General features: G+C 55.1%; 23 protein-coding genes and 1 pseudogene. 17 read left to right on the top strand and 7 right to left on the bottom strand.

Annotated elements, in window-relative coordinates:
- The first annotated feature begins 1,077 nt into the window (after positions 1 to 1,077).
- The 7 genes from trpS to uvrB are packed head-to-tail and all read left to right on the top strand — an operon-like array spanning position 1,078 to position 8,359.
- The gene (gene trpS, locus HQ37_RS06320) at positions 1,078 to 2,070 is read left to right on the top strand and encodes a tryptophan--tRNA ligase (RefSeq protein WP_036881535.1); all 993 of its coding nucleotides are present in this window, start codon (positions 1,078 to 1,080) and stop codon (positions 2,068 to 2,070) included.
- A gap of 11 nt (positions 2,071 to 2,081) precedes the next feature.
- Complete coding sequence (locus HQ37_RS06315) at positions 2,082 to 2,633, top strand: phosphohydrolase (RefSeq protein WP_036881533.1); 552 nt, start codon at positions 2,082 to 2,084, stop codon at positions 2,631 to 2,633.
- 48 nt (positions 2,634 to 2,681) lie between these two features.
- Positions 2,682 to 3,131 (top strand): DUF3127 domain-containing protein, encoded by a 450-nt coding sequence (locus HQ37_RS06310; protein ID WP_036881531.1) that lies wholly within the window; start codon positions 2,682 to 2,684, stop codon positions 3,129 to 3,131.
- Positions 3,132 to 3,159: 28 nt separating this feature from the next.
- Positions 3,160 to 3,633 carry a 23S rRNA (pseudouridine(1915)-N(3))-methyltransferase RlmH gene (gene rlmH, locus HQ37_RS06305; RefSeq protein ID WP_036881529.1) on the top strand — a complete coding sequence of 158 codons (474 nt, stop codon included), beginning with the start codon at positions 3,160 to 3,162 and terminating at the stop codon, positions 3,631 to 3,633.
- Between the two features lie 25 nt (positions 3,634 to 3,658).
- Positions 3,659 to 5,386 (top strand): phosphoethanolamine transferase, encoded by a 1,728-nt coding sequence (locus tag HQ37_RS06300; protein ID WP_036881527.1) that lies wholly within the window; start codon positions 3,659 to 3,661, stop codon positions 5,384 to 5,386.
- Between the two features lie 17 nt (positions 5,387 to 5,403).
- Complete coding sequence (locus HQ37_RS06295; RefSeq protein ID WP_052080820.1) at positions 5,404 to 6,321, top strand: mechanosensitive ion channel family protein; 918 nt, start codon at positions 5,404 to 5,406, stop codon at positions 6,319 to 6,321.
- A gap of 13 nt (positions 6,322 to 6,334) precedes the next feature.
- A complete protein-coding gene (gene uvrB / locus HQ37_RS06290) occupies positions 6,335 to 8,359 on the top strand; it encodes an excinuclease ABC subunit UvrB (RefSeq protein ID WP_036881526.1) in 2,025 nt (674 codons plus the stop codon).
- Between the two features lie 316 nt (positions 8,360 to 8,675).
- Here uvrB and HQ37_RS06285 read toward each other — a convergent pair whose 3' ends face one another.
- From HQ37_RS06285 to HQ37_RS06265, 5 genes are read right to left on the bottom strand one after another with little or no spacing between them, the layout of a single operon-like run.
- Positions 8,676 to 10,085 (bottom strand): Gfo/Idh/MocA family protein, encoded by a 1,410-nt coding sequence (locus tag HQ37_RS06285; protein ID WP_036881525.1) that lies wholly within the window; start codon positions 10,083 to 10,085, stop codon positions 8,676 to 8,678.
- Positions 10,086 to 10,142: 57 nt separating this feature from the next.
- Positions 10,143 to 11,729: a peptide chain release factor 3 gene (locus HQ37_RS06280; protein WP_036881524.1), complete on the bottom strand. Its 1,587-nt coding sequence runs from the start codon at positions 11,727 to 11,729 to the stop codon at positions 10,143 to 10,145.
- 1 nt (position 11,730) lies between these two features.
- Positions 11,731 to 12,645, bottom strand: a complete 915-nt coding sequence (gene rfbD, locus HQ37_RS06275; RefSeq protein WP_052080819.1) for a dTDP-4-dehydrorhamnose reductase — start codon at positions 12,643 to 12,645, stop codon at positions 11,731 to 11,733.
- A 1-nt stretch (position 12,646) separates the two neighbouring features.
- Positions 12,647 to 13,201 carry a DUF4924 family protein gene (locus HQ37_RS06270; protein ID WP_036881523.1) on the bottom strand — a complete coding sequence of 185 codons (555 nt, stop codon included), beginning with the start codon at positions 13,199 to 13,201 and terminating at the stop codon, positions 12,647 to 12,649.
- A gap of 15 nt (positions 13,202 to 13,216) precedes the next feature.
- On the bottom strand, positions 13,217 to 14,464 hold the full coding sequence (locus HQ37_RS06265) for an ectonucleotide pyrophosphatase/phosphodiesterase (RefSeq protein WP_036881522.1): 1,248 nt from the start codon (positions 14,462 to 14,464) through the stop codon (positions 13,217 to 13,219).
- Positions 14,465 to 14,639: 175 nt separating this feature from the next.
- Between HQ37_RS06265 and HQ37_RS08230 the strand changes: the two are divergent.
- The 7 genes and pseudogenes from HQ37_RS08230 to HQ37_RS06235 all read left to right on the top strand — a co-directional run.
- Positions 14,640 to 14,843: pseudogene (locus HQ37_RS08230) on the top strand (transposase); the annotation flags it as partial.
- A gap of 163 nt (positions 14,844 to 15,006) precedes the next feature.
- Complete coding sequence (locus HQ37_RS08110; protein ID WP_160215070.1) at positions 15,007 to 15,516, top strand: HIRAN domain-containing protein; 510 nt, start codon at positions 15,007 to 15,009, stop codon at positions 15,514 to 15,516.
- A gap of 32 nt (positions 15,517 to 15,548) precedes the next feature.
- Positions 15,549 to 16,928 (top strand): exodeoxyribonuclease VII large subunit, encoded by a 1,380-nt coding sequence (gene xseA / locus HQ37_RS06255; protein ID WP_036881521.1) that lies wholly within the window; start codon positions 15,549 to 15,551, stop codon positions 16,926 to 16,928.
- Positions 16,929 to 16,956: 28 nt separating this feature from the next.
- A complete protein-coding gene (locus HQ37_RS06250; RefSeq protein ID WP_036881520.1) occupies positions 16,957 to 17,415 on the top strand; it encodes a hypothetical protein in 459 nt (152 codons plus the stop codon).
- A gap of 47 nt (positions 17,416 to 17,462) precedes the next feature.
- Positions 17,463 to 18,206: a 2-phosphosulfolactate phosphatase gene (locus HQ37_RS06245; protein WP_036881519.1), complete on the top strand. Its 744-nt coding sequence runs from the start codon at positions 17,463 to 17,465 to the stop codon at positions 18,204 to 18,206.
- A 13-nt stretch (positions 18,207 to 18,219) separates the two neighbouring features.
- On the top strand, positions 18,220 to 19,335 hold the full coding sequence (locus HQ37_RS06240) for a DNA replication/repair protein RecF (protein WP_036881518.1): 1,116 nt from the start codon (positions 18,220 to 18,222) through the stop codon (positions 19,333 to 19,335).
- On the top strand, positions 19,325 to 19,615 hold the full coding sequence (locus HQ37_RS06235) for a DciA family protein (protein ID WP_036881516.1): 291 nt from the start codon (positions 19,325 to 19,327) through the stop codon (positions 19,613 to 19,615). The genes HQ37_RS06240 and HQ37_RS06235 overlap by 11 nt, the downstream gene beginning before the upstream one ends.
- A 13-nt stretch (positions 19,616 to 19,628) precedes the next feature.
- On the opposite strand, the gene rfbC is transcribed toward HQ37_RS06235, so the two are convergent.
- Both rfbC and queC read right to left on the bottom strand, forming a co-directional pair.
- Positions 19,629 to 20,168 (bottom strand): dTDP-4-dehydrorhamnose 3,5-epimerase, encoded by a 540-nt coding sequence (rfbC, locus tag HQ37_RS06230; protein WP_036881513.1) that lies wholly within the window; start codon positions 20,166 to 20,168, stop codon positions 19,629 to 19,631.
- 69 nt (positions 20,169 to 20,237) lie between these two features.
- The gene (gene queC / locus HQ37_RS06225) at positions 20,238 to 20,930 is read right to left on the bottom strand and encodes a 7-cyano-7-deazaguanine synthase QueC (RefSeq protein ID WP_052080817.1); all 693 of its coding nucleotides are present in this window, start codon (positions 20,928 to 20,930) and stop codon (positions 20,238 to 20,240) included.
- 550 nt (positions 20,931 to 21,480) lie between these two features.
- Here queC and HQ37_RS06215 point away from each other — a divergent pair.
- From HQ37_RS06215 to HQ37_RS06205, 3 genes are read left to right on the top strand one after another with little or no spacing between them, the layout of a single operon-like run.
- Positions 21,481 to 22,206 carry a type III pantothenate kinase gene (locus tag HQ37_RS06215; RefSeq protein WP_036881510.1) on the top strand — a complete coding sequence of 242 codons (726 nt, stop codon included), beginning with the start codon at positions 21,481 to 21,483 and terminating at the stop codon, positions 22,204 to 22,206.
- Positions 22,203 to 23,549: a hypothetical protein gene (locus HQ37_RS06210; protein WP_036881508.1), complete on the top strand. Its 1,347-nt coding sequence runs from the start codon at positions 22,203 to 22,205 to the stop codon at positions 23,547 to 23,549. Before HQ37_RS06215 ends, HQ37_RS06210 begins: the two co-directional genes overlap by 4 nt.
- Before the next feature lie 44 nt (positions 23,550 to 23,593).
- Positions 23,594 to 24,946, top strand: a complete 1,353-nt coding sequence (locus tag HQ37_RS06205) for a lipopolysaccharide assembly protein LapB (RefSeq protein WP_036881506.1) — start codon at positions 23,594 to 23,596, stop codon at positions 24,944 to 24,946.
- Positions 24,947 to 25,070: the final 124 nt, after the last annotated feature.

Here is a 25,070-nt window from a genome sequence, read left to right as displayed (position 1 = left end):
AGGAGAGTAGGACGAGTAGAAGGAGTATGGAGACAATGTGGATAGAATGCTTCATATCTACTTTTTAGTTTTGGGTTTGTATCGAGGCTTCCCCTCGGGGTAGTACCCTATTCCGCTTCCCAAAACAATCACACATGTAGCTCCCGTTTCGTCAGAGAATGTAACCTTGATGCTGTATAGCCACTCATAGCGTAATGCTTCGACTGCCTTTTTGTTGTAGAGCTCTACGATGTAATAGAGCTTTGGTGGAAGTTTGGGATCACTGGGGGTATTTGTGTATTCTGAGATTGCCACTGAGTCTGTGGGGAGTTGGAAGCCCTTGAAACCTCGCTTGAGTATGCCCTTTTGTTCCTCCTTCTGAGAGGTCGTCTACCCAGGAATGCAGCGCAAGAGGAGAGTAGGACGAGCAGAAGGAGTATGGAGACAATGTGGATAGAATGCTTCATACCAGCCTAATTATAGAGTTTTTAATAGTTCTCTAGCTGCACTCCTGTGGGTGCAATGTCGAGGGTTTAACTTCGTGATTTTTCGATACAAACATAGCAAATAATATGATAAGTATAGCCTTCTTGCTAGAAGAGAATATTTATTGTTTTTTGCTTACAAGCGATCGGTGCTCTAGAGGGCTCGCTCGCCATGGGGCTGCATTCGCTAGGCCCGTGGCGGAGCTCCTACCTAGATCTCGGCTGAGGAGGCAGATAGGCCCTATGCGAGAGATCTAGATAGGATCGAGGTGGAGGTATAAGTAGGAGCTCGATCGAGGCTCAAGTAGGATCGAGGGTGAGATCCTATCTAGATCTCCAGCGAGAGGGTTACGGGCTCGTCGCAGCGCGGCCGACGGGCCCTCATCGGAGAGCCTATCGGGGTCGAGGCCGATGAGCAGATTGATGAGCAGAGAATAGGGAGAAACCCTTCGCTAAAGAGTGGATCGCATTGCCTCTGAGATTATGCTATGGGGATATTTAGTTCGACCTCTATGCCTCGGATGCCCATGGATGCCTCTTGGGCGACGAGCCAATTATGACTATCTTTGCCTGCTACACAGATGTATATTATACGAGTACAAAGAGTATTAGAATGGAAAGAGTAGTAAGTGGCATCCGCCCCACCGGTAATCTGCACCTGGGCAATTACTTCGGAGCGGTACGCGCCTTTACACAGATGCAGCACGAGTATGACTGCTCGTTTTTTATAGCCGACTGGCATTCGCTGACCACGCACCCACGCCCCGAGGATATTGTACGCAATACCTACACGATATTGGCCGAGTACCTGGCCTGTGGCATAGACCCCGAGAGGGCTACAATCTATATTCAGAGTGATGTGCCCGAGGTGCTCGAGCTCTATCTCTACCTCAATATGAACGCCTATCTGGGCGAGCTAGAGCGTACCACCTCCTTCAAGGAGAAGGCTCGGCAGCAGCCCGATAATGTGAATGCTGGCCTCTTGACCTACCCTAGCCTCATGGCCGCAGACATTCTCATCCACCGAGGCGTCAAGGTGCCTGTGGGCAAGGATCAAGAGCAGAATATGGAGATGGCCCGCAAGTTCGCCCGTCGCTTCAACACCATCTACGGTGTCGACTACTTTGTCGAGCCACAGTCCTACTCTCTTGGGGAGAAGGCTCTCAAAGTGCCAGGGCTTGACGGCTCGGGTAAGATGGGCAAGAGCGAGGGCAACTGCATCTACCTCAAGGACGACGAGAAGACCATTAGCAAGAAGGTCATGAAGGCCGTAACGGACTCGGGCCCCACAGAGCCCAATAGCCCCAAGCCCGAGGTGATCGAGAACCTCTTCACCTTCATGGAGCTCGTCTCTACGCAGGAGACCTACGACTACTTCAACGAGCGTTATGCCGACTGCTCGATCCGCTATGGCGATCTGAAGAAGCAGCTGGCCCAGGACATCAACGCCTACTGCGCCCCGATCCGTGAGCGCATTGCCGAGCTCAGTGCCGACACCGACTTCCTCTCTCGTGTGGCTCGAGAGGGGGCAGAGCGGGCTCGAGAGCGAGCTCGTCAGACCATTGACGAGGTGCGCCACATCATTGGCTTTAGGGCTAGACAATGAGCCGCAAGCCTATGACAGAGTATATCACGACCTATACTGGGAGACGGATCGCACCTCTAGATCCCAAGCGGGAGGATATTTGTTTGGACGATATTGCCCATGCCCTCTCGCTCATGACACGGGCCAATGGACATATGCCCGAGTTCTACTCCGTAGGGCAGCACTGCATCGCCTGCGCCCGAGAGGCCATTGCCCGAGGGCATTCGCCTCGAGTGGCCCTGGCCGCTCTGGTGCACGACTCGAGTGAGGCCTATATCTCAGACATTACCCGTCCGGTGAAGAGGCAGCTCGACTTCTACCTCGAGGTAGAGGATCGCCTACAGCGGATGATCTATGAGTTCTTCCTCGGCTCGGAGCTATCTGAGGCCGAGTTCGCACAGGTCGATGCGATCGACAATGCGATGCTCTACCACGAGTTCCTTCACTACATGAAGCAAGAGCTCACGCCCTACAAGGCCGAGATCCTGACTCAGCCTCGCTTCGAGGTGCGGCCCTTCGCCGAGGTGGAGCAGGAGTTCAAGGAGCTCTACACCGAGCTGCATGCTCGTCTCGAAGCTCACTAAAGACTATTCACCACAAGACAATAGCCCCCGCAAGGGCACAGTAAGATTATGGAAATACAGGGAAAGATCGTACAATTACTCCCCCTACAGTCGGGAGTAGGCCAGGCCTCTGGCAAGGAATGGAAGAAGCAGGAATATATCCTCGAGACGCTCGACATGCAGTATCCGAAGAAGATCTGCTTCAACCTCTGGGGAGACAATATCGCTAAGTTTAACCTCCAGCTAGGTGAGGAGGTTACCGTACAGGTCGATTTGGAGAGCCGTGAGTTCAACGGCCGCTGGTACACGGATGTTCGTGCCTGGCGTGTGGATCGTGGCCTACAGTCTATGGCTATGCCCCAGGCAGGTATGGGTGCTGCTCCCGGTATGCCCCAAGCTCCAGCCCCAGGAGGCTATCAGCAGGCTCCTGCCTCGCACCCCTTCTCCGCTCCTACTGCTCCAGCGTCCGAACCCCTCTCGGGTGGAGGTCTCTCGAGTGCAGATGACCTACCCTTCTAGGGTGTTGAGGTCATCACTGAGATAGCCTATGCAGATCCGTCTGCTGGTCGTCGGCAAGACAGATAGTCGCCCTATGGAGGAGCTCATCAGCACCTACATAGGGCGCATCGGTCATTATTTGCCCTTCGAGATGAGGGTCATCCCTGACCTGAAACGCTCGAGCAAGCTGACCCCTGCCCTACAGCGTGAGCAGGAGGGCAGGGAGATCCTGCGTCAGGTCGATCCCTCAGATATGCTGATCCTCTTCGACGAGCGGGGTGGGATGCACTCGAGCATCGAGTTTGCCCGCTACCTCGAGCGTCGGATGGTCTCGGGCGAGCGTCGGATGACCTTCGTGATCGGAGGGCCTTACGGCTTCTCCGACGAGGTCTATCAGCGTGCTAACGATCGCCTCTCTCTCAGTCGTATGACCTTCTCCCACCAGATGGTTCGCCTCTTCGCTGTCGAGCAGATCTATCGGGCGATGACCATCATCCGTGGTGAGCCCTATCATCACGAATAGCCATCTCTTGACTTTGTAGCACTCTATGAATATATTTCGCTTCAGATGGCCCGAGGCTGAGGCTATGCAGCGTCTACGCCATCTGCTCTTCCTGCTCTCTCTGCTGCTGCCCAATGTGGGGCTGCTGCTCACGGCCGAGCATACAGCTCTCTGGTCGTCGATAGCAAGCCTCCTCTTCCCCCTAGGGCTATACCTCATCTTCTTCTCATATTTTCGCCATCCTGGCAAGGGCTACCTGTGGCTCTTGCCCCTAGTGCTGGTGAATGCTTTCCAGTTGGTGCAGCTGACCCTCTTCCCTGGGTCAGTGATTGCGGTGGATATGCTGCTGAATCTCTTCGCTAGCGATAGCGAGGAGGCCGGCGAATTGCTCTCTAATCTCCTGCTACCCATCTCCCTGGTGCTCCTGGTCTATGCCCCACTGCTGGGGACTTCTATTCGCTCGCTCAAGAGTGCCATCCTCCCACTGGCAGAGCGTAGACGCTCGCTCAAGCTGGGTGTAGTCATCCTTTCCCTCTCGCTGCTCTCAGTGTGGTGGGCTGGGCGAGAGGATAGCTCATACAGTATCAAGCGAGAGGTCTACCCCATCAGTGTGGGGTACAACATGTATCTAGCCGCCCAAAAGCTCCTTCAGGTTGCCTCCTACGAGGATACCTCTCGGGACTTTGACTACCAAGCCAAGAGGCTAAGCCCTGTAGATGAGGCGACGAGCGAGGTCTACGTCCTCGTGATCGGTGAGACCTCCCGAGCCTGCAACTGGTCTCTCTATGGCTACGAGCGAGAGACAAATCCGAGACTGGCACAACGATCTAGTGAGATCGTTGTCATGAGGGATATGCTTACGCAGTCGAATACGACCTATCGCAGCGTCCCCATTCTCCTCTCCCCTGCCGACGCAGACCATGCCGATGAGCTGCATCGGGTCAAGGGCCTCCTCGTGGCCATGCAGCAGGCAGGCTATTATACGGCCTATATCTCCAATCAGACGGAGAATAGGAGCTTCCTTGACTTCTTTGCCCACCAGGCCCAGGAGCACCATGCCCTGCGTCAGGAGCTAGAGGGTAAGTCGCCTATTTACGACACTGATATGCTTCCCTACCTGGATCGTCTCCTGGAGGCTGGGCATCGCAAGCTCGTGGTCGTCCTGCATGGCTACGGCTCTCACTTCAACTACAGTGATCGCTATCCTAAGGAATGGGCACACTTCGTCGAGGATCAAGCTTGGTCGGCATCTCCCCGCTACCGGGAGGAGCTCCTCAATGGCTACGACAATGCTATTCGTTATACGGATTACTTCCTGGATGAGGTCATTGCTCGCCTGGAGCGCAGTGGCTCTGTCGCTGGGATGCTCTATGTGAGTGATCATGGGGAGGATCTCTTCGACGATGAGCGCGAGCGTATCTTACACTCTTCGCCTACGCTCTCCTACTACCAGCTGCACATCCCAGCCCTTCTATGGTTTTCAGAGTCCTATCGGGAGGCCTTTGCCTCTCGGGTCGAGGCGGCTCAGGCCAATGCTACTCGGCCTGTGATGACCAATAGTGTATTCCACACGATGCTGCAGATGGCATCGGTCGAGACCCCCTACCTCAGGGACAGTCTCTCGCTGCTCTCGCCCCACCTAGAGGCTGGCGAGCGAGCTTACCTCAACGATCGTTACGAGCGCGTGCCGCTGCAGGAGCTCAAACTATCGCCCCTGGACGATGAGGCTTGGTCGAGGTATGGCCTGAGCCCTCGTCGCCCTGTATTACGATAAATCCCCTATATGAAATAATGAACAATATTATTCTATTTTTCCTACAAGTCCTGCCCCCTGCCCCCGAGGGAGTCGGCTCCGTTTTGAAATCTGCCACTGAACCTGTACGCTTCAAGGATATTAACTGGATGGATAAGCTCCATGAGTGGGGCGATGGGTTGATTAACTTCGGAGTGCGTGTCCTGCTGGCAATCTTGATCTTCTTCGTGGGTAAGTTCATCATTGCCCGCTTGACCAAGCTTCTGCATCGTATCCTTCTGCGTCGGGACGTAGAGGGAGTTGCTGCGACCCTATTAAACTCGATCATGGTGGCTGTCCTGTACCTTGTGCTGGGGATTATCATTGTTTCGACCCTGGGAGTGAAGTCTGTCTCCTTTGCTGCAGTACTGGCTTCGATGGGCTTGGCTGTAGGTATGGCTCTGAGTGGACAACTACAGAACCTGGCTGGCGGGGTGATCATTATGTTGACCAAGCCCTTCAAGATCGGGGACTTCATCGAGGCTCAGAATGTAACTGGAGAGGTGAAGGCCGTAACCTTCTTCCACACCCGCATCACGACGGTGGAGAATAAGGTTATCTACATCCCCAATGGTGCGCTTAGTAGTGGTGTGGTAATCAACTATTCTCAGGCTGATCGTAGGCGAGCAGAGTGGATTGTAGGGGTCGAATACAATGAAGATTTCGAGCGGGTACGCAGCCTCGTTATGCAGATCATCTCCGAGGAGGAGCGCATTCTCACAGATCCAGCTCCTATGGTAGAGCTCTACAAACTCAACACCAGCTCTGTGGATGTGATTATTAGAGCCTGGACGCAGACGGAGAACCTCTGGCCTGTTTACTGGGAGATTAATCGGAGGATCTATACAGAGTTTAACCAGGCCGGCATAGGCTTCCCCTTCCCTCAGTTAACTCTACATCAGGCCAAGGCCCGTTAGCAGGGGGAGTAGGATGCAGTATAGACTATGCTCTCGATTTAGCCCCACGGGGGATCAGCCCGAGGCTATAGCATCGCTTGTCTCAGGTTTCTCCTCAGGAGCTCAAGCACAGACTCTATTGGGGGTAACGGGCTCGGGTAAGACCTTCACGGCGGCCAATGTCATTGCCCAGCTCGGACGGCCTACCCTCGTGCTGAGCCATAACAAGACCCTAGCGGCTCAGCTCTATGCTGAGCTCAAGGCCTTCTTCCCCGACAATGCTGTCGAATACTTCGTCTCCTACTATGATTACTATCAACCCGAGGCCTACATCGCCTCTAGCGATACCTATATCGAGAAGGATATGGCGATCAATGCCGAGATCGAGAAGCTTCGCCTTAGGACTACAGCCTCGCTGCTCTCGGGTCGAAGCGATGTGATCGTCGTCTCGTCGGTCTCCTGCCTCTATGGTATGGCCGATCCTAAGGCTTTTTCGGAGAAGATCATTCATCTGTCCGTGGGTAAACGGTATGATGTCGAGCAGTTTAAGCGTGATCTCGTGGCCAACTACTATGTCAATGACCGAGTAACCTTCGAGAGTGGTTACTTTCGGGTCAAGGGGGATAGCATCGATGTCTTCCCCGCCGTAGAAGGGTTCAATGGGGTAGCCTACCGCATCAGCTTCTGGGACGATGAGATAGAGGCGATCTCGAGCTTTGATCCCAAGACGGGCAGGAGCTATGGCCCGATGTCAAGTCTAGCGATCTATCCAGCGAACCTCTTCGTTACCACGCAAGAGCAGGTTAATAGAGCTCTTGATCTCATGGCCGTAGATCTTGGTACAAGGGTCAGTGATCTCGAGGCCCTGGGCAAGACCTACGAGGCCAAACGCCTCTACGAGCGTGTAACCTACGACATGGAGATGATCCGAGAGCTGGGCTACTGCTCGGGGATCGAGAACTACTCTCGCTACTTCGACGGACGGGCAGAGGGCGAGCGACCCTTTTGTCTCTTCGATTACTTCCCCGAGGATTATCTGCTCGTCATCGACGAGAGCCACGTTACGATCCCTCAGATCCGAGCCATGTATGGCGGCGACCGCTCTCGCAAGCAGAGTCTCGTGGAGTATGGATTTCGTCTGCCTGCTGCACTAGATAATAGGCCCTTGACCTTTGATGAGTTTGAGGCTCTCAGCCCTACAACCCTCTACATCAGTGCTACGCCAGCCGAGTATGAGCTCGAGCGTAGCCAGGGGATCATTGTCGAGCAGCTCATACGTCCCACGGGGTTGCTTGATCCGGTGATTGAGGTGCGCCCTACGGAGCATCAGGTGGATGATTTGGAGGAAGAGATCCGTCGCTGTATCGAGGCCGACGAACGTGTGCTCGTTACGACGCTGACTAAGCGTATGGCCGAGGAGCTCTCGGAGTACCTCATCCGTCATCGGATCGCCTGTAGCTATATCCACAGCGATGTGGATACGCTTGATCGCATTCGTATCATGGAGGAGTTGCGCCGAGGCACCTACAGCGTGCTCGTTGGGGTCAATCTGCTGCGTGAGGGGCTAGACCTGCCCGAGGTTGCCCTGGTGGCTGTGCTTGATGCAGACAAGGAGGGCTTCCTGCGCTCGCACCGCTCCTTAACCCAGACAGCAGGGCGTGCTGCTCGCAATGTCCGAGGGCGAGTGATCTTCTACGCAGACAAGATCACCCAGAGCATGCAGCAGACTATCGATGAGACGAATCGCCGCCGAGAAAAGCAGATCGCCTATAATGAGACTCATGGCATTACACCCCAGCAGATTGTCAAGAATAGTCCTTCCGTTTGGCAGGCTACGGCTTCGACTGCTAGCTCTGATCCCTCGTCTGTCGATCCTTTGGCTGGCCGTAGAGCTGCTGACCCTATCGAGGAGCTCCTCTCGCCTGAGGGGCTTACTAGCCTTATTGAACTCACTCGAGCTCAGATGCTCGAGGCTGCCAAGGAGCTCGATTTCATCGAAGCTGCGAGACTGCGCAATGAGCTCCAACGCCTCGAGCAGGAGGCTGCCGCACGAGGATAGCTCCCCTGAGGCCCATCGCTATAGCCCAAGAGCGAGATGCCCTGCAACCCCTCCGAGTGGGCTACAGGGCATCGCACTTTTGAGAGGCGATAGAGGTCTAAGTAGGATCGCCACCGAGACTCAGATAGGAGCTCGAGTGAACTCCTATCTAGACCTCTGTCGAGATATAAGTAGGAGCTCAGAGGCGGGGCCATATAGCTTCTTCGCCGCTTATCCGATAGGCACGCACTCGAGGAGCTGTAGGGATTAAAGAATACGGCCTAAGATCCACAAAGGATCTTAGGCCGTAGCACTAGGAGGGCATTACCCTCGGTGATTACTGAGCGAAGCGAACGCCCTTGATGCGCTTCCACTCGCCACGAGTGAAGTCAGGTACCTCTACAGGGGCAGAGTTGTTCTCGAGAGAGATGCGGGTTAGGTCTCCGATCACTGACCATTCGGCCAGGTCATATACGTCCATGTCGAGAGGCAGACCCTTCTGCAGACAGTAGATCAGACGGTAGTCCATGATGAAGTCCATGCCGCCGTGTCCGCCTACCTTCTTTGCCTTCTCGACGATGTCCTTGGCTATGGGGTGCTGGTACTTCTCCATGAGCATCTTCTCAGTCTCCTTGCTTACGAAGCTGTGTTTGGTCAGATCCTCATGATCGGGTACAGCACTCTTATTCTCCTCCGTAGGACGCAGGCAGATCCCCGTAGTGGGGTACTTGTTGGCGAAGCCGTCCGTACCGATGAGCTGATACATACGGTCGTAGGGGCGATAGGAGGCTACGTTGTGCTCTAGGTAGATGGTCTTACCCTTGTTTGTCTTGATGAGGGTATGGGTCATCTCACCATTCTTGAACTCGCCTACAGGTTCGCCTCTCTGCTGCTCGATGTACTTGGGAATCGTAACGGCAGGCACATCCATGGCTACGAGGTAGTCCATCTTGTCTCCACGGTGAATATCTAAGGCGAAGCAAACAGGGCCTAGGCCGTGTGTGGCATACACATCGCCACGGTGCTCCTTGTTGTACTTAAATCTCCAGTCGTTTTCGTAGTCCAGCCAGAAGGGCTCGAGGTTGTGGATATAGGCACCCTTACCGCTGAGCACCTCGCCGAAGAGGCCCTGCTGAGCCATGTTGAGCGTGGTGAGCTCAAAGAAGTCGTAGACGCAGTTCTCCAACATCATGCAGTGGCGTTGAGTTCTCTCAGCCGTATTGACTACGTCCCAAGCCTCCTTGAGGTTCATGATCGCAGGCACTTCGCAGGCCACGTGCTTGCCCTGCTCCATTGCGTAGATCATCATCTCGGCATGATGCTTCCAGTCAGTGGCGATGTAGACGAGGTCGATGTCTTCACGTTCGCAGAGTTGCTTCCAGGCCTCTTCGCTACCGCTATATTCAGCAGCTGCAGGCTTCCCCGCTTGAGTTAGGATATTCTGACTCTTAGCCACCCGTTCAGGATGCAGGTCGCATAGAGCCTTGATCTCTACCCCCTCGAGGTGGGTGAAGCGTTGTACCGCACCAGGGCCGCGCATTCCCAGGCCGATGAAGCCCACACGCACCACGGGGATCGGGTCGTGTCTGAGGCCGAGCACGTCCTTCTGCCCAGCGGGGCGAGCGGGTGTTTCCACGGGGATGATGTGGCTTGTGCACTGAGTCTTAGTCTCCTGACAGGAGGCTAGAGAGCTCGTGAGCAAAAGCCCAGCAAGCACGAGGCTTGCCATTTGCTTGATCTTCTTCATGAGAATAGTGTTTGGATTGAATTGTGATTATCTATTGATTTGTTCTATAAACCCATGTTAGTGCCCAAATTCGCTCGTGAAGTGGAAGCGAATATCGGGGAAGTCCTGCTGAGCCATCGTGAGCACGTAGCCCGAGTCGGCTAGGTAAACATCTCGACCAGCAAGGTCTTTGGCCATGTATTGGGCCTTACGACGTTTGAAGTTGTCTAGAGCCTCAGCATTGTCGCTCTCTATCCAGCAGGCCTTATAGAGGTTCACAGGCTCCCAGCGGCAGGCTGCCCCGTACTCGTGCAGGAGGCGGTACTGGATCACCTCAAACTGTAGCTGACCCACTGTGCCGATGATCTTGCGCCCATTGAATTGATTGGTGAAGAGCTGTGCCACACCCTCGCCCATGAGCTGATCGATCCCCTTAGCTAGCTGTTTTGTTTTGAGCGGATCTTGGTTCTCGATGTATTTGAACTGCTCAGGAGAGAAGCTCGGCAGACCTCTAAAGTGCAGCTCCTCGCCCGAGGTGAGCGTGTCGCCGATCCGGAAGTTACCCGTGTCCGGCAGACCGATGATGTCCCCAGCGAAAGCCTCCTCCACCGTCTCCTTGCGCTGGGCCATGAAGGCTGTGGGGCTGCTGAACTTCATTGTCTTTCCCAGGCGGATGTGCTTGTAGGCAGCATTGCGCTCGAAGCGGCCAGAGCAGATCTTCACGAAGGCAATACAGCTGCGGTGGTTCGGATCCATATTGGCATGGATTTTGAAGACAAAGCCCGTGAAGCCCTCTTCGTAGGGACTCACCTCTCGCTCCTCAGCCCGTACGGGTTGAGGCGAGGGGGCAATGTCTACAAAGCAGTTGAGCAGCTCCTGCACGCCGAAGTTGTTCAGCGCAGAGCCGAAGAAGACTGGGGCTAGATCGCCCTTGAGGTAGGCCTCTCGGTCGAACTCGGGGTACACCCCATCGACCAATTCTAGATCTGCACGCAGCTTGTCCGCCTGCTCGGCTGAGATGTACTGCTCTAGACCTGGGGCATTGATGTCCGCAAAGGCGACACTCTCGGTGATGCGCTGCTTGTCGGGGGTGAAGAGATTAAGTCCCTGTTCGTAGATATTATATACGCCCCTAAAGCGCACCCCCATGTCTATTGGCCAGGAGAGCGGACGTACTGAGATCTGAAGCTCCTCCTCGACCTCATCCAGTAGATCAAAGGGGTCTCGCCCCTCACGGTCGAGCTTGTTGATGAAGACAATTACTGGAGTCTTGCGCATGCGGCATACCTCCATCAGCTTACGGGTTTGTGCCTCTACGCCCTTGGCCGAGTCGATGACGATGATTACACTATCGACCGCTGTCAGGGTGCGGAAGGTATCCTCGGCGAAGTCCTGGTGTCCAGGGGTGTCGAGGATATTGATCTTGTGGCCATTGTACTCGAAGCCCATGACCGAGGTGGCGACCGAGATACCGCGTTGCTTCTCGATCTCCATCCAGTCGCTGGTGGCGGTCTTCTTGATCTTATTGCTCTTGACAGCTCCTGCCACATGGATTGCTCCACCGAAGAGGAGAAGCTTCTCCGTCAGGGTGGTCTTCCCTGCATCAGGGTGGCTGATGATGGCGAAGGTTCGCCTAAGGTCTATTTCTTCTTTATAGGTACTCATATTATTGGGTATGCTGATCTCGCCCGATGTGGCGATAATACTCCCTCAGCCCCTCTATCCAGGGCTGAGGCTCTATGCCGTAGAGGCTGCCGATGCGCTCCGACGAGAGGACGCTGTAGGCAGGCCTTCGGGCAGCAGTGGGGTATTCGGCCGTAGTGATAGGCACAACCTCCGTGTCGTAGCCCCCGAGCTCGATCGTTGCTCGGGCTAGGTCGTACCAGGAGCACGCCCCCGCCCCCGCGTAATGAAGGGTTTGAGCTCGGAAGCATCCCTCCTGCACTGCAACGAGAGCGAGGCGGACAATCGCCTCAGCCAGGTGCGGCGCATAGGTTGGCGAGCCAATCTGATCCCGAACGATGCGCAGCTGCTTGTGCCCTTGGGCGAGCTCTCTCATCCGATGGACAAAGTTTACTCCATACGGGCTGTAGAGCCACGAGGTCCTGAGCACAAGGCCTCTGAGGCCCAAGAGGTGGCGCACATTATACTCACCCATGTACTTAGTCTCTCCATAGACGGAGAGGGGGGAGGGCTCTGCATCCTCTGCAATGGGACTCGTGGCCGAGCCGTCAAAGACGTAGTCGGTACTGATCTGGATCATCATGAGGTCGCTCATGAGGGCACTGTAGGCTAGGTATCCAGCTCCGTAGGCATTGACAGCGTAGGCCTCGCCCTCATGGCTCTCGGCAGCATCGACCGAGGTGTATGCGGCGCAATTGACCACGACCGAGGGGAGACTACTTGGACGAGTACGTAGGTAGCTCTCCAGAGCTCCCTGCTCTCGAATGTCGAGCTGAGCTCTGTCGAGACCTAAGTACTCGATCGAGGGATGGGTACGACAGACGGCTTCGATTGAGCGACCAAGCTGCCCCTTTGAACCTATGGATATCAGGCGTATCTTCCTATGTCCTATGCCCATACTACTCTCCGTTTTGCTCTATTGATTGTCCCTCTTGCTCCATCTTGTAGCGGTGGGCAAGCATGGCCAGCAGCGAGCTCATTTGTTGGATGGACTTGCGGGTCTCCTGACTGATGGCCTCCCCCTTGAGGCTGAGGGTGAGGTAGCCGTAGAGGGCGTTGAAGCAGGTCTCTAGATCGCCCACCTCGGCCTCACCACTTTTAGTCCGAAGCTGAATGATGGCTGGCAGCACCTGAAAGTGCAGGCCAGCATAGATGACCTCTCGCTCGTCGGAGAGCAGTCTGCGGTGCAGATCCTCAAGCTGCATGAGGACGATGCGGTGGACGTCGAGGTGGCCTCGCTCTCGCTTGCCCTCGCTGAGCATCATGTCGCAGAGCTCGGTGTACCAGCGGAGGATCTCCGCTCGCTCGGCCTCGCTCACCTCGTATCGAGGGAGGATGTGCTGCCTAATGCCCTCGACGCTACAGCCGACGGCTCGGATCATGTCCTCCACCTGCCACATATAGAGCAGATACTCGCAGATATTCTCCTTGCGCTTGGCTTGTGCTACGATCATAGGCGAGGGGGAGGCTTATCGTTTGATGAGGCTTTCGGCAAGGGCCTCGTCGGCATCGTGTGGAGCGGGCTTCATGCCTAGGATCTTGCACACGAGAGGGTAGAGGGTGATGTTGGGGATAGGCTCCTCGAGGCGTCTACCGGCCTCGAAACTTGGGCCTACGGCCTTGAAGAGGGCGTGCATCTCTGGGTGCGCATTGTCGTTGCCGTGCCCTGCGGCGAGCAGCTTAATAGGCTTGCCCTCTGGGGTGCAGGTTACGGGTACGCCTAGCTCTGCCATGACAACGAGCTCTCCGATGCGGGGGCTTGTGCCGAAGTGTAGCCGCTCGGGCATCTCCCCCTTGCGGTAGACCTTGATCCCAAGGACATTCTGTAGTCTTTGGTAGGCGGTCTCGGCATAGCCTTCCTTGGGATAGATGTGTGAGAAAGGCCCAGTGGAGACGTGCTCAATGCTGTCGAGATTGAGGTAATGAGCTAGATTAACTAAGCGACTCATGTCGTAGGTCATCATCCCATGGTCGGAGACGATGATAAAGTCCACCTGAGAGGCAATGGGAAGCTCGGCTAGGCGACTGCGGAAGTAACCCACGAGGCTATCCATCTGTGAGATCATCTGTCGAGTCTCCTCGGCCTCTGTGCCGTACTCATGTCCAGTATGGTCTGGCTCTTCAAGGTACCACATGATCAGTTGAGGGCGTTCTTCCTTGGGCAGGGAGAGCCAACTGATGACGGAGTCCGCTCGTTGGGTGTAGGGGACGGAGCTGTCATACTTCTTCCACAGGTCAGGATGATGCCCTCCGATGGGGCTTTCGGAGCCCACCCAGAAGAAGCTTGCCGAGCGCAAACCTGCACGACGGGCAGTATTCCATAGGGGTTCGCCGAGGTAGAAGGTCGGATCCTCAACGGCCTCACGCTTGCCGATGCGGTAGTGTCGTCCCTCTTCGTCCCAAAACTCATTGCCCACGATGCCGTGGTTGTTGGGGTGTAATCCCGTTGCCATAGCATAGTGGTTGGGGAAGGTGAGCGAAGGGTAACAGGGGCGGAAGCGTCCAGAGAGTCCTTCACGATCTATCTCGTCGAAAGCTGGAGTCTCGGTCCTGTTTTGATAGTCCCATCGGAAACCATCAAGCGAGAGGACTACGACATAACGCTCCGGAGCTGAGGATTGGCTCACACAGCTAGGCAGTAGGAGACTGATGAGGAGGATGAGGCCGAATAGATGGCTCTGCCTTGGCAGGAGGGCGTAGGTTTGTTTTGTTTTCATTTTCGTTGTATCTCAATATAAGTCTTTTGTCTATCCTGATCTCTGTGGAGCGAATCCAATTCTGTTCGTCTCAGCAAAGATAATACTAAATAGTCATCCCTTAAAAAGCCTTGCTAAGCGAGGAGTCATTCATGGATGACCTCTCGCTTAGCATTGCTTTTTAAGGGACGACTGTGATAAGGTCTTACTGCGTCAAAGAGCCTTGGTGGAGTGTGTCAATGATGAATTGAAGAACATTTGCCAAGTAGAGCACACCAGGCATCGTTCCCTTCACAACTTCATTTCTAACCTGCTAGCAGGGCTTATTGCCTATCAAACACTTGAGAAGAAGCCTTCTCTAAACCTAGAACACATTGACTCTCAAGAATTAGTTGCGTGAGCTTATACCGAACTCACGTTCTCAAGAAGCTCCTAAAGATTTGATGCGGTTGCCCTGTGAGAATACAAGAGGTGGGGGGCAAATGCTTAGATTTTCTTTAACTTTGCTTTGCATAGCGTCGATGATAATCCTCCTAGAGATAAACGATATAAACGAAACAGTAATGAGACCGCAAACATCCCCCGAGGCTGTACAGCCCATGCACCCAAACAACTTCCTCTCAGACTTTTGCATCGCAGGCTTCAAGTACTATGATGGCCTTGAAGTATTCGACCAGCTCTCGATCGGTGTGGAGCTAGATCTAGAGCTCGAAGAGCATAACTACTACGATCCGAATGCGATTAAGATCCTCTTGGGCGATAAACATTTAGGCTACATCCCCAGCGAGAAGAATGAGCTCGTGGCCAAGCTCCTGCGTGCTGGCTACAAGGAGATCTTCTCTCTAAGGATCAACCGTGTCTGTCCCGATAAGCATACCGATGGGCAGATCCACTGCACGCTCAAGATCATCTCTCGGGATCAGATCCCCTCGATGAATGCCTCTACCCGCAAACCCAAGGTAGACTCCGCCAAGACGGCAGAGCCCAAGCCCAAGCGCAAGTACACTCGCCGTACCCCTCAGCCCAAGGCTCAGCCCACAGTAGAGGCTGTCGAGGAGGTTCGGTCCGAATAAAGGCTTTTACTTCTTACTCTTCACAGCCATAGATGTCCAGACCACGAAGCTATAGTCTGCTCGAGCTTACAGGCTCGGTGCGCCGCTGTCTCGAGGCCTCATTCTCTTCGACCTACTGGGTACGTGCCGAGACGAGCGACCTCAGACATGCAGGGGCTTCGGGGCACTGCTACATGGAGCTACTCGAGAAGGGGAGTACGGGCAATGTCGTGGCTCGAGTACGGGCGACGATTTGGGCTTCTACCTATGCCGAGATCCGCCAGAGCCTCATTGCCTCGGGTGCAGGACCATTGACCTCGGGGATGAACATCCTCGCTCGGGTCTCGATCAGTTACCACGAGCAGTATGGTCTGAGCCTACAGATTCATGAGATTGATCCGAGCTATTCCTTGGGCGAACTTGCTCGGCTGAAGCTAGAGACCATCGAGCGTCTCAAGCGTCATGGCATCCTCGAGGTCAACAAGTCGCTCGAGCTGCCTCGCCCCCTACAGCGTATCGCCATCGTGTCGGCACAGGGGGCTGCAGGCTATGGCGACTTCGTGCGACATCTTAGGGACAATCACTATGGATTACACTTCTATACTGCTCTCTTTTCTGCCCAAATGCAGGGAGAGCAAACAACGTCTTCGGTCATTGCTGCCCTAAGGCGTATCTTTGCTGTTCGCAGCCATTTCGATGCTGTGGTGATCATTCGAGGTGGAGGGGCAGTGAGTGAATTGCGTGCCTTCGATAGCTATGAGCTCTGCGAGTACTGTGCACAGTTTCCTCTTCCCCTCTTCAGTGGCATTGGACACGAGCGAGACCTTAGTGTCCTAGATATGGTGGCCCATACGAGCTTCAAGACACCTACTGCTGTTGCTGACTATCTCGTACAGAACCTCTACGGTGAGCTTCGCCTCCTCGAGGCAGGAGGCCAAAGGCTTCGCCTAGCTGTCCTGGAGCTCATGGCCTACCGAGAGCGTAGGCTTGAGCAAATGCTTGCGTTGCTGCCTCGCCTAGGGGCTCGCAGGCTCGAGCTCGAGGGACTGCGTCAGAGCCAGCTACACCGTCGCCTAAGCCATTCGCTCTCCCAACGCCTTGCCCTTGAGCTTAGGCGTGTAGGAAGCCTTGCTGAGAGCTTACCCCACCTGGGCCGCAGGGTGATGGAGCAGCGAGCATCCAGGCTCGAGCGTCTTGTGCTGCCCCTCGGGGTGCTGGTTCGGGGGCATGAAGCCCGCTGGAGGGCTCGCCTTGACCAGCTAGAGACAGCCATTCGTCTGTCGCACCCTGAGCACATCCTTAGCCGAGGTTTCGCCATCGTCGAGCACGAGGGGAAGATCATCACCGAGGCCTCTACCCTTAATAGGGGCGATCGGCTGCGTATTCGCCTCTCCAGGCAGAGTATAGAGGCATCGGTCGAGACTATCCAGTAATACATTCACTTCGATATACTCAGGCACTATGTCGCACAAAGACCTCAAAACCAGATTTTACCTCCTCGGCTTCTCGCCCAAGGGGCTACGCAGACTGTTGGACTACATGCTCCTGGGCTTTGTTCTCATGCTAGACTATGTCCTCATCAAGGCCATGCAGCAGCCCTTGGTCGAGGCCTCGCTCGTTGCCCGCTATACGGTGTACCTCGTCCTGAGTCTCATCTTTGTCGGGATTTACTTTGCCATCCGCCCTGTCTCGCTGATCCTGGATGAGGAGCTGGGGCATATCGTCCTCTCGGGCTATGGGTCGCTCTCTCGCAAGCAACATCTGCCGCTGACACAGGTGTATAGCATTAGCCTCGTTGAGGGATCTAGGCATACGGTGCTCATTAAGCTCAAGGATGGCAGCGAGCGAAAGCTCTCGCTCGAGGATGCCGAGCCTTTCGTGGCCTCTGCCCAGAGAGTGCTGGGGACGTCCCCCTGCTAGGGGTGAGGAGCTTCGGCTATTTTATTTACAGACTAATCAATGACTTTATGATCCAACTCTTCCTCTGCCCTAGCCCCGAGCTCTATGGGCTCTACCACCGAGATGGTGCTGCGGTGCTGATCACAGATATATTTCGAGCTTCGACGACGATGATTACGGCCATGGCCCATGGTGCCGAGGCGATCCTGCCTGTAGCCACGACGGAGGAGGCCCAGAAGAGAGGTCGAGAGCTTGGCTGCCTTATCGCTGCCGAGCGGAATGTTCGCCGCTGCGACTTCGCCGACCTGGGCAATGACCCTAAGGAGTACACCCCCGAGCGGGTGGGGGGTAGGCGTATTGTCCTAACGACGACCAATGGCACTCGGTCGCTACGCATTGCCCGAGAGGCTGGTGCTGGCTATGTGCTCATCGGTAGTATGCTCAATGTATCGGCTACGCTTGACCTGTTAGAGCGTCGTGGCATCGGCGAGGTCGTTGTCGTGGCGGCAGGATGGCAGGGGCATGTCTCGAGCGAAGACTGCCTCTATGCAGGGGCATTGGGCTATGAGCTCGAGCTGAGTGGCCGAGGCAAGGCTATGGGCGATGCTGCCCGTATGATGACTGACCTCTGGGCAGCCCATTGCCTCACGCTTGAGGAGCGTATTGACTACATCCGCTCCTGTGAGCATTACGAGCGTCTATGCTCGGCTGGGCACGAGGGGGCTGTGCCCTACTGTATGCAGCTTGATAGCCACCCGATCGTTGTGGGACTAGAACCCAATGGAGATGAGTGGCTGCGTATCCTCGACTAATGGATAGACTAGTATGCGTCTGAGAGAGCTTCATATTATCAATTTCAAGAGCATTGCCTCGGCGAGCTGTCATTTCTCTGACAAGCTCAACTGCTTCATCGGTCTCAACGGCATGGGCAAGACCAATGTACTGGATGCTCTCCACTATCTCTCCTTCACTAAGAGCCACCTCGGGATCACGGACGCCCTGGCGGTGCGTCGTGGGGAGGAGGCAGCGGTGCTTGACGCCTCTTATCTCTCGGACAGTGAGGATGTGCAGAGTCTGCTCCTACAGATCCGCCCTGGTAAGGGCAAGATCCTCAAGCGTAATAAGAAGGAGTATCAGCGTTTCTCCGAACACATCGGTCGCTTCCCGCTGGTGATCGTCTCGCCTGAAGATTATCAGTTAATCCTCGGGGGGAGTGAGGAGCGGCGACGCTTCGTTGATCAGCAGCTATCGCAGCAGGATGCCGTCTATCTGAATGCCCTAAGCCAATACCACAAGACTCTACAGCAGCGCAATAGCCTGCTGAAGGAGACCTCAGTCTCGGATGCCCTCCTCGATGTGCTGGATATGCAGCTAGATCGATGGGGTAGGGTGGTCTATGAGCGTAGGAAGAGGTTTATTGAGGAGTTCATCCCCCACTTCCAGCGGTTCTATACAGCCATCTCTTCGGGGGCGGATCGAGTAAGCCTAGAGTACCTAAGCGGTCTGCATGAGACTGAGGGTCGCCTGCTCGGGCTGCTCACCTTCAGTCGAGCTCGAGACCGGGCTGTAGGCTTCACAACAGAGGGTATTCACAAGGATGAGCTCCTGATGCTCCTAGAGGGCGAGCTCATCCGCAAGGTTGGCTCCCAGGGGCAGAACAAAACCTTTGTCATCAGTCTCAAGCTAGCCCAGTACATCCTGCTCAGCCTCTCGGCCCAGGAGCGGCCCATGCTGCTCTTGGATGATGTCTTCGACAAGCTCGATGCCGAGCGGGTAGAGCGCATCATCGAGCTGGTTGGAGGCGAAGCTTTTGGGCAGATCTTCGTTACCGACACCAATCGCAAGCACCTGGATGAGATTGTCGCCTCGCTGGGTGATGACTATCGCCTCTTCGAGGTCTCGCATGGTGTCATCACGCCTATTGATTATCATGAAGCGTAAGGACTCTCGCCTCATCGGCGATATTCTCAAGGACTTCCTCGAGGAAGAGCCCAATATACACGAAGGCCTGCTCGAGCGGCAGGCCATCATCGTGGTAAGGGAGCTGCTCGAGCGAGAACTTCCCTTTATCTCACATATAGATATACACGAGGGTAAGCTCGTGGTGCAGACAACCTCCTCGGTCATACGTCATCACCTCTCGCTACAGCGGGAGACGTTAGTACGACAGATCAACGAGCGCATACAGGCTGAGCTATTGCGCCAGTTGATCTTGATCTAGCAAGGTAGGGGTGTTAGAGGCGTTCGGCTCGTTGATCCTTCTCCGAGAGAACGAATTGTTCAGTGGGTATGCCACTCAGGGCCTGCCAGTCGATACCTAGCTTAGGGTCGTCGAAGCGGATCACTCGTTCGGCGTGTGGAGTGTAGAGAGAGTCTACCTTGTAGTGTACCGTGGCAAAATCTGACAGGGTGATGAAGCCATGAGCGAAGCCTCGGGGAACGAAGAGCTGCAGATAGTTCTCTGCAGATAGTTCGACGGCGAAGTGCTTGCCATAGTGCCTAGAACCTGGGCGCAGATCGACGGCAACGTCCATGATCGAACCCTCGAGGCAGCGCACGAGCTTGGCCTGCTCGTAGGGGGCGTACTGCATGTGCAGTCCACGTAGCACTCCACGCTTGGAGCGAGATTGGTTATCCTGTACGAAGGTTAGGCTGCCGATGCGGCGAGCGAAATCGTCAGCATTGTAGCTCTCGAAGAAGTAGCCACGCTCATCCGTGTGTATGGCCGGCTCGATGAGCCATAGGCCAGGGATGGAAGTCTCGTGATAAGTCATAGTCTTGTATATTACACCAGGAGGCTTACAGTCGGGTAGATCCCGTGCTGTAGGCCTCCTCTTTGTTTGCTATTGTATTGGTTTGCTCTCGTAGGCAGTGGGGTCCTCTAGTCCGGCTTGGGCCATAGCCTCACGTCGCTCCAGGCAGGTGGAGCACTCTCCGCAGTGCAGCTCTCGCCCCTGATAGCAGCTCCAGGTATGGCTGTAGTCGATGCCTAGGCGTGCCCCGATGCTGGCTATTTGGCCCTTGTCGAGGTGGGTGTAGGGGGCTATGAGCTCGACGGCATTGGTCGTTCCCTCCCTAACGGCCCTGGTCATGGGCTCGATGAAGCTGGCTCGGCAGTCGGGGTAGAGGGCATGGTCGCCGAAGTGATTAGCAATGTAAATGCTCCCGAGTGCATGGCTCTCGGCCAGGCCTGCGGCGATGGAGAGCATGATCCCGTTGCGGAAGGGGACGACGGTACTCTGAATATTGTGCTCGTCATACTGGCCCAGGGGGATGTCGCCACCTGAGAGCAGCAGTGAGCTGCGGAAGTACTCACCCATGAAGCCCAGGGGGATGATGATGTGGGGGATGCCGAGACGCTCACAGTGGTAGCGAGCGCAGGGCAGCTCTCGAGCATTGTGCTTGGCTCCGTAGTCGAAGGATAGGGCAAGGCCAATCCGCTCCCTATACTCGTAGAGTAGGGTTACGCTGTCCATACCGCCCGAGAGGACGATGAGGCCGAGGTGCTGAGGATCTTGGATGTGCTCCTGTATCATGTCTCTAATCACTTGCAGGTAAAGATAGGCATTATCTCTCAAGCTCCAACTCTCTCCCCCGTGCCTCGAACGCCTAGAGCCCTACGGCATGAGCAGCATAAGGATATCTATTTGCTTATCTGCTAGTATTTTGTGGCTATCTTCTCTTCTTTGCAACTGAAGTGTCGTCTCGAGACCCTGCTTGTAAGCCTATTATCTGCCCGATGGAGATCCTATCTATCGCCTCGATTGCGCTCCTACTTATATCTCCATCGAGCTCCTACTTATACTTCGATTGAAGCCCTATCTATATCTCGATGGCACTCCTACTTATGTCTCTGAGGAGGCCCTATCTATCACCTTGATCGAGGCTCTACTTATACCTCACCTGCGCTCCTACACTTCCGAAGGATCGGATAGCCGCTATACTTTATCCTTGGAGTTCGAGGAGGGAGATCGAGGCCCTGTTGGGGGCTGGGGGGAAGTTAGTTTGTAGGTTTGCCCTCTCGGCAAGGGGGCTTATTCCACAAAAAAAGCGTTTCTTTGTACTCTAATTCAAGGACAAGCCTTCGTGAACTTAGTAATAGATCAAGGCAATACTGTATGCAAGATCGCTGTGTGCGATGCTCGGCGTGTGCTCAAGAATTATGTGCTTCCTCGGCTCTATTGGCCCGAGGTCAATAGCCTTCTTGATCGCCATCCCGAGATCTCGGCCGCCATCTATAGCTCTGTAGCTGATGTGGATCATGAGCCGCTTCGCCTATTGCAGGATCGCTTGCCCCTGGTCATCAACATGGATGCCCACACGCCCGTGCCCGTAGAGATCGCCTACGACCGTACCACTCTGGGAACAGACCGAGTGGCCGCTGTCGTCGGGGCTGTTGCTCTCGGAACGCTCGGACGTGAGTGTCTCGTGATCGATGCCGGTACGGCTGTTACCTACGAACGTATCTCCTCGGCAGGGGTATATGTCGGAGGCAACATCTCGGCAGGTCTCTCGCTGCGTGCCAAGGCACTACAGCACTTCACCTCTCGTCTGCCCTGGGTCGAGCCAGCCCTCGACGGCGCACCCTACGGACACAATACTCAGCAAGCTCTAGCGTTAGGAGTGATGCAGGGGTTGCTCTATGAGATGGATGCCTACATAGATGCCTTACGAGCAGAGCATTCGGATGCTCTTGTCTTCGTCTCTGGCGGCGATGCCCCCAAGCTCGCCCCTCATCTTAGAAACAAAACGATGGCCGTGCGTAACCTCGTGCTCAGCGGCCTGAATGTAATATTGGAGTATAACAAATGATGATCCGCAAAATAACTAGATGTATCGGCCTCATGGCCCTGGCCATCCTGCCCCTAGTGCCTAGCGTGTCTACGGCACAGAACAATGAGCGTTCGCCCTATAGCCGCTATGGCTATGGGATGCTCTCGCCCAATACCACTGCGGGCAGCCGTGCTATGGGAGGCCTTTCGGTTGGTCTGAGAGATGCCTATATCATCAACCCTGGCAATCCAGCCTCTTACAGTGCAGTAGACTCGCTGACCTTTATCATGGACGTAGCCGTATCGCTGCGTAACGGATGGATTGCTGAGGGGAAGCGGTCCGATGCCCGCACGCTAGGTAACCTCGAGTACATGACTATCCTCATGCCGCTCGGCCGTTCGCTAGCTATGAGCGCAGGCATCATGCCTTGGGCGACGACAGGTTACCGCTTCGGCAGCCCTGAGACCCTCTCGACAGGCGAGGACGGCAAGACCTCGGTACGCACTTACTCGGGCGAGGGGACGTACAACAATCTCTATCTTGGTTTCTCGGCCCTTACCCCACTCAAGGGACTGAGCATTGGAGCGAATGCCTCCTTCCTCTTTGGGGTGAACGCTCACGAGCGCAGGGTGATCTACTCGACACCAGGGGCGATCAACCCTGTCTTCACAGATCGGATGGATCTGAGGGGGGTCAAGTTCGACCTTGGCACTCAGTACGAGATCGCCTTCGGCGACAAGGGACAGAGATCCCTAACCCTTGGTGTAACGGCTAGCCTGCCTACATCGCTCTCTGTGGAGGAGCAGGAGAACCGCCTGGCGATCAACTCTGCGACAGGTAACAGCATTGTTCTCAAGCGTGATACAATCACTACCAACGGGCACTACACCCTACCCCTATCATTGGGCTTCGGGGCTTCGTATCGCATCCAGGACAAGATGCTCGTTGGGGCAGACTTGCGTTATAGCCAGTGGTCTAGTGCTAAGTACCGCAATCAGGTGGGTAAGCTCATCGACCAGGAGGGGGTACAGATTGGTCAGCTAGCCGATACCTATAGCCTTGCTCTCGGAGCAGAGATCTTGCCTTCGGCACGCAGCCGAAGCATCTTCAAGCGCGCTCGTTATCGCTTCGGCTTGAGCTTCGGTCAGGGGCACATGAAGATCGCCCTGCCTGCCTCATCGGACTTTGCTGGCTATCAGGAGCTCGGAGCCTCTCTGGGGATGGCCCTCCCTCTGGTGGATATGCGCTCCTTCCTCAACCTTGCAGTCAATTACAAGTATCTCTCGCCTCAGCGGCCATCTATGATCCGAGAGCACTACCTTGGCATTACGCTGGGGTTGACCTTCAACGAGGCTTGGTTTCGCAAGGCTCGTGTGCACTAGGCACTCAAAATCAATGATTGTAACACTTTAAGACTCTATAAGTAATGAAGCTAAAGAAGTTTATCTTAGGTGCAGCCCTCACATTCGTTGCCACCTCTGCTTATGCTCAGACAGGAGCTGCCACGGGCACTCCCTTCGGTTCAGGTAAGGACAGCATCGATTGTCGCCAAAATCTCTCCTTATTCGGAGGCTTCGTGCGTAGCGGCTCTATGCAGGAGGCTATCGCACCCTGGGAGAAGGCTTACAGAGACTGTCCTGCCTCGAGCAAGAACATCTACATCCACGGCTCTCGCATCCTCAAGTGGCGCATCGGACAGGAGAAGGATGCTACGAAGAGAATGGAGCTGATCAATCGTCTGCTCAAGCTCCATGATGATCGTGCGAAGTACTTTGGCAACGACCCTCGCCACGGTGTCGATGTGATCATGAGCAGCAAAATCACGGACTATATCACCCTGATGCAGGCCGATGTAGACTACAATCAGATCCTCAGCTGGACACGCCCTGTGATTGAGGCCAGCAAGCATGAGGCATCTCCACAGCTACTCTATTTCCATGCCAATGCCTCTCGTGCTATAGCCCTCAAGGACAAGAGCCAGGAGGAGGCCTACGTCAAGGAGTATATGCTCATGAGCGACTACCTCGACAAGCAGGTTGCCGCCGCCGCCGAGGATAGCACTACGGTCAATAAGATCCTCACTGTCAAGACACAGATGGATACAGAGTTCGTTCAGAGTGGCTTCGCAAACTGTGAGCTCATCAACAAGATCTACACCGTAGAGAAGGTAGAGGAGAACAAGGACAACAAAGACTTCCTCAGCTTTGCCTGCTCCCTCTTCCAGTTCGCTGGCTGTGAGTCGCCAGCCTACAGTAAGGCTAGTCGCTATCTTTTCGCCTTCGAACCCTCTGCCCGTGCAGCCGTAGGTATCGCCAGCGATGCCCTCTCGAGTGGTCGCTACGAGGAGGCTACGGAGTATTTGCTCAAGGCCATCGAGCACTCTCAGGAGGCTACCGATAGGGCCAAGTGCTACGAAGGTTTGGCGCAGATTGCCCTCAAGCAGAATAAATTCTCCGATGCCCGCAGCTACAGCAATAAGGCCCTGGCAGAGAACCCTCGCTCAGGTCCCTCGCTCATCCTCCTGGCTCAGATGATCGGTAACGATGCCGACCGCATCTTCCCAGACGACAAGGTGAAGCAGCGCTGTGTCTACTATCTCGTGATCGACAAGCTACAGCAGGCCGCTAGCCTAGACCCCTCTGTGGCCTCTCGTGCCAATAGCCTGATTGCCAATTATCGCCGTAGCCTACCCTCGCCCTCAGATATCTTCATGCATCCTGACCTCAAGGCTGGGCAGAGCTTTACCGTACCAGGCTACGGGACTACGACTATTCGCTAATCGTAGGGCTTACACAGATTGCATACCAGGTCATGGATGAGCATCCGAGACGTACGGTATCGTAGTTGATTGGAGGATAGACCTTCGGGGTCTGCCCTGAGACGGCTGGGCCGCTTAGGGCAGG

This window comes from Porphyromonas sp. COT-239 OH1446 (assembly GCF_000768875.1).
Classification (GTDB): domain Bacteria; phylum Bacteroidota; class Bacteroidia; order Bacteroidales; family Porphyromonadaceae; genus Porphyromonas.
The sequence above is the reverse complement of the archived record's forward strand: the minus strand, read 5'-3'. Positions and strand labels throughout refer to the sequence as shown.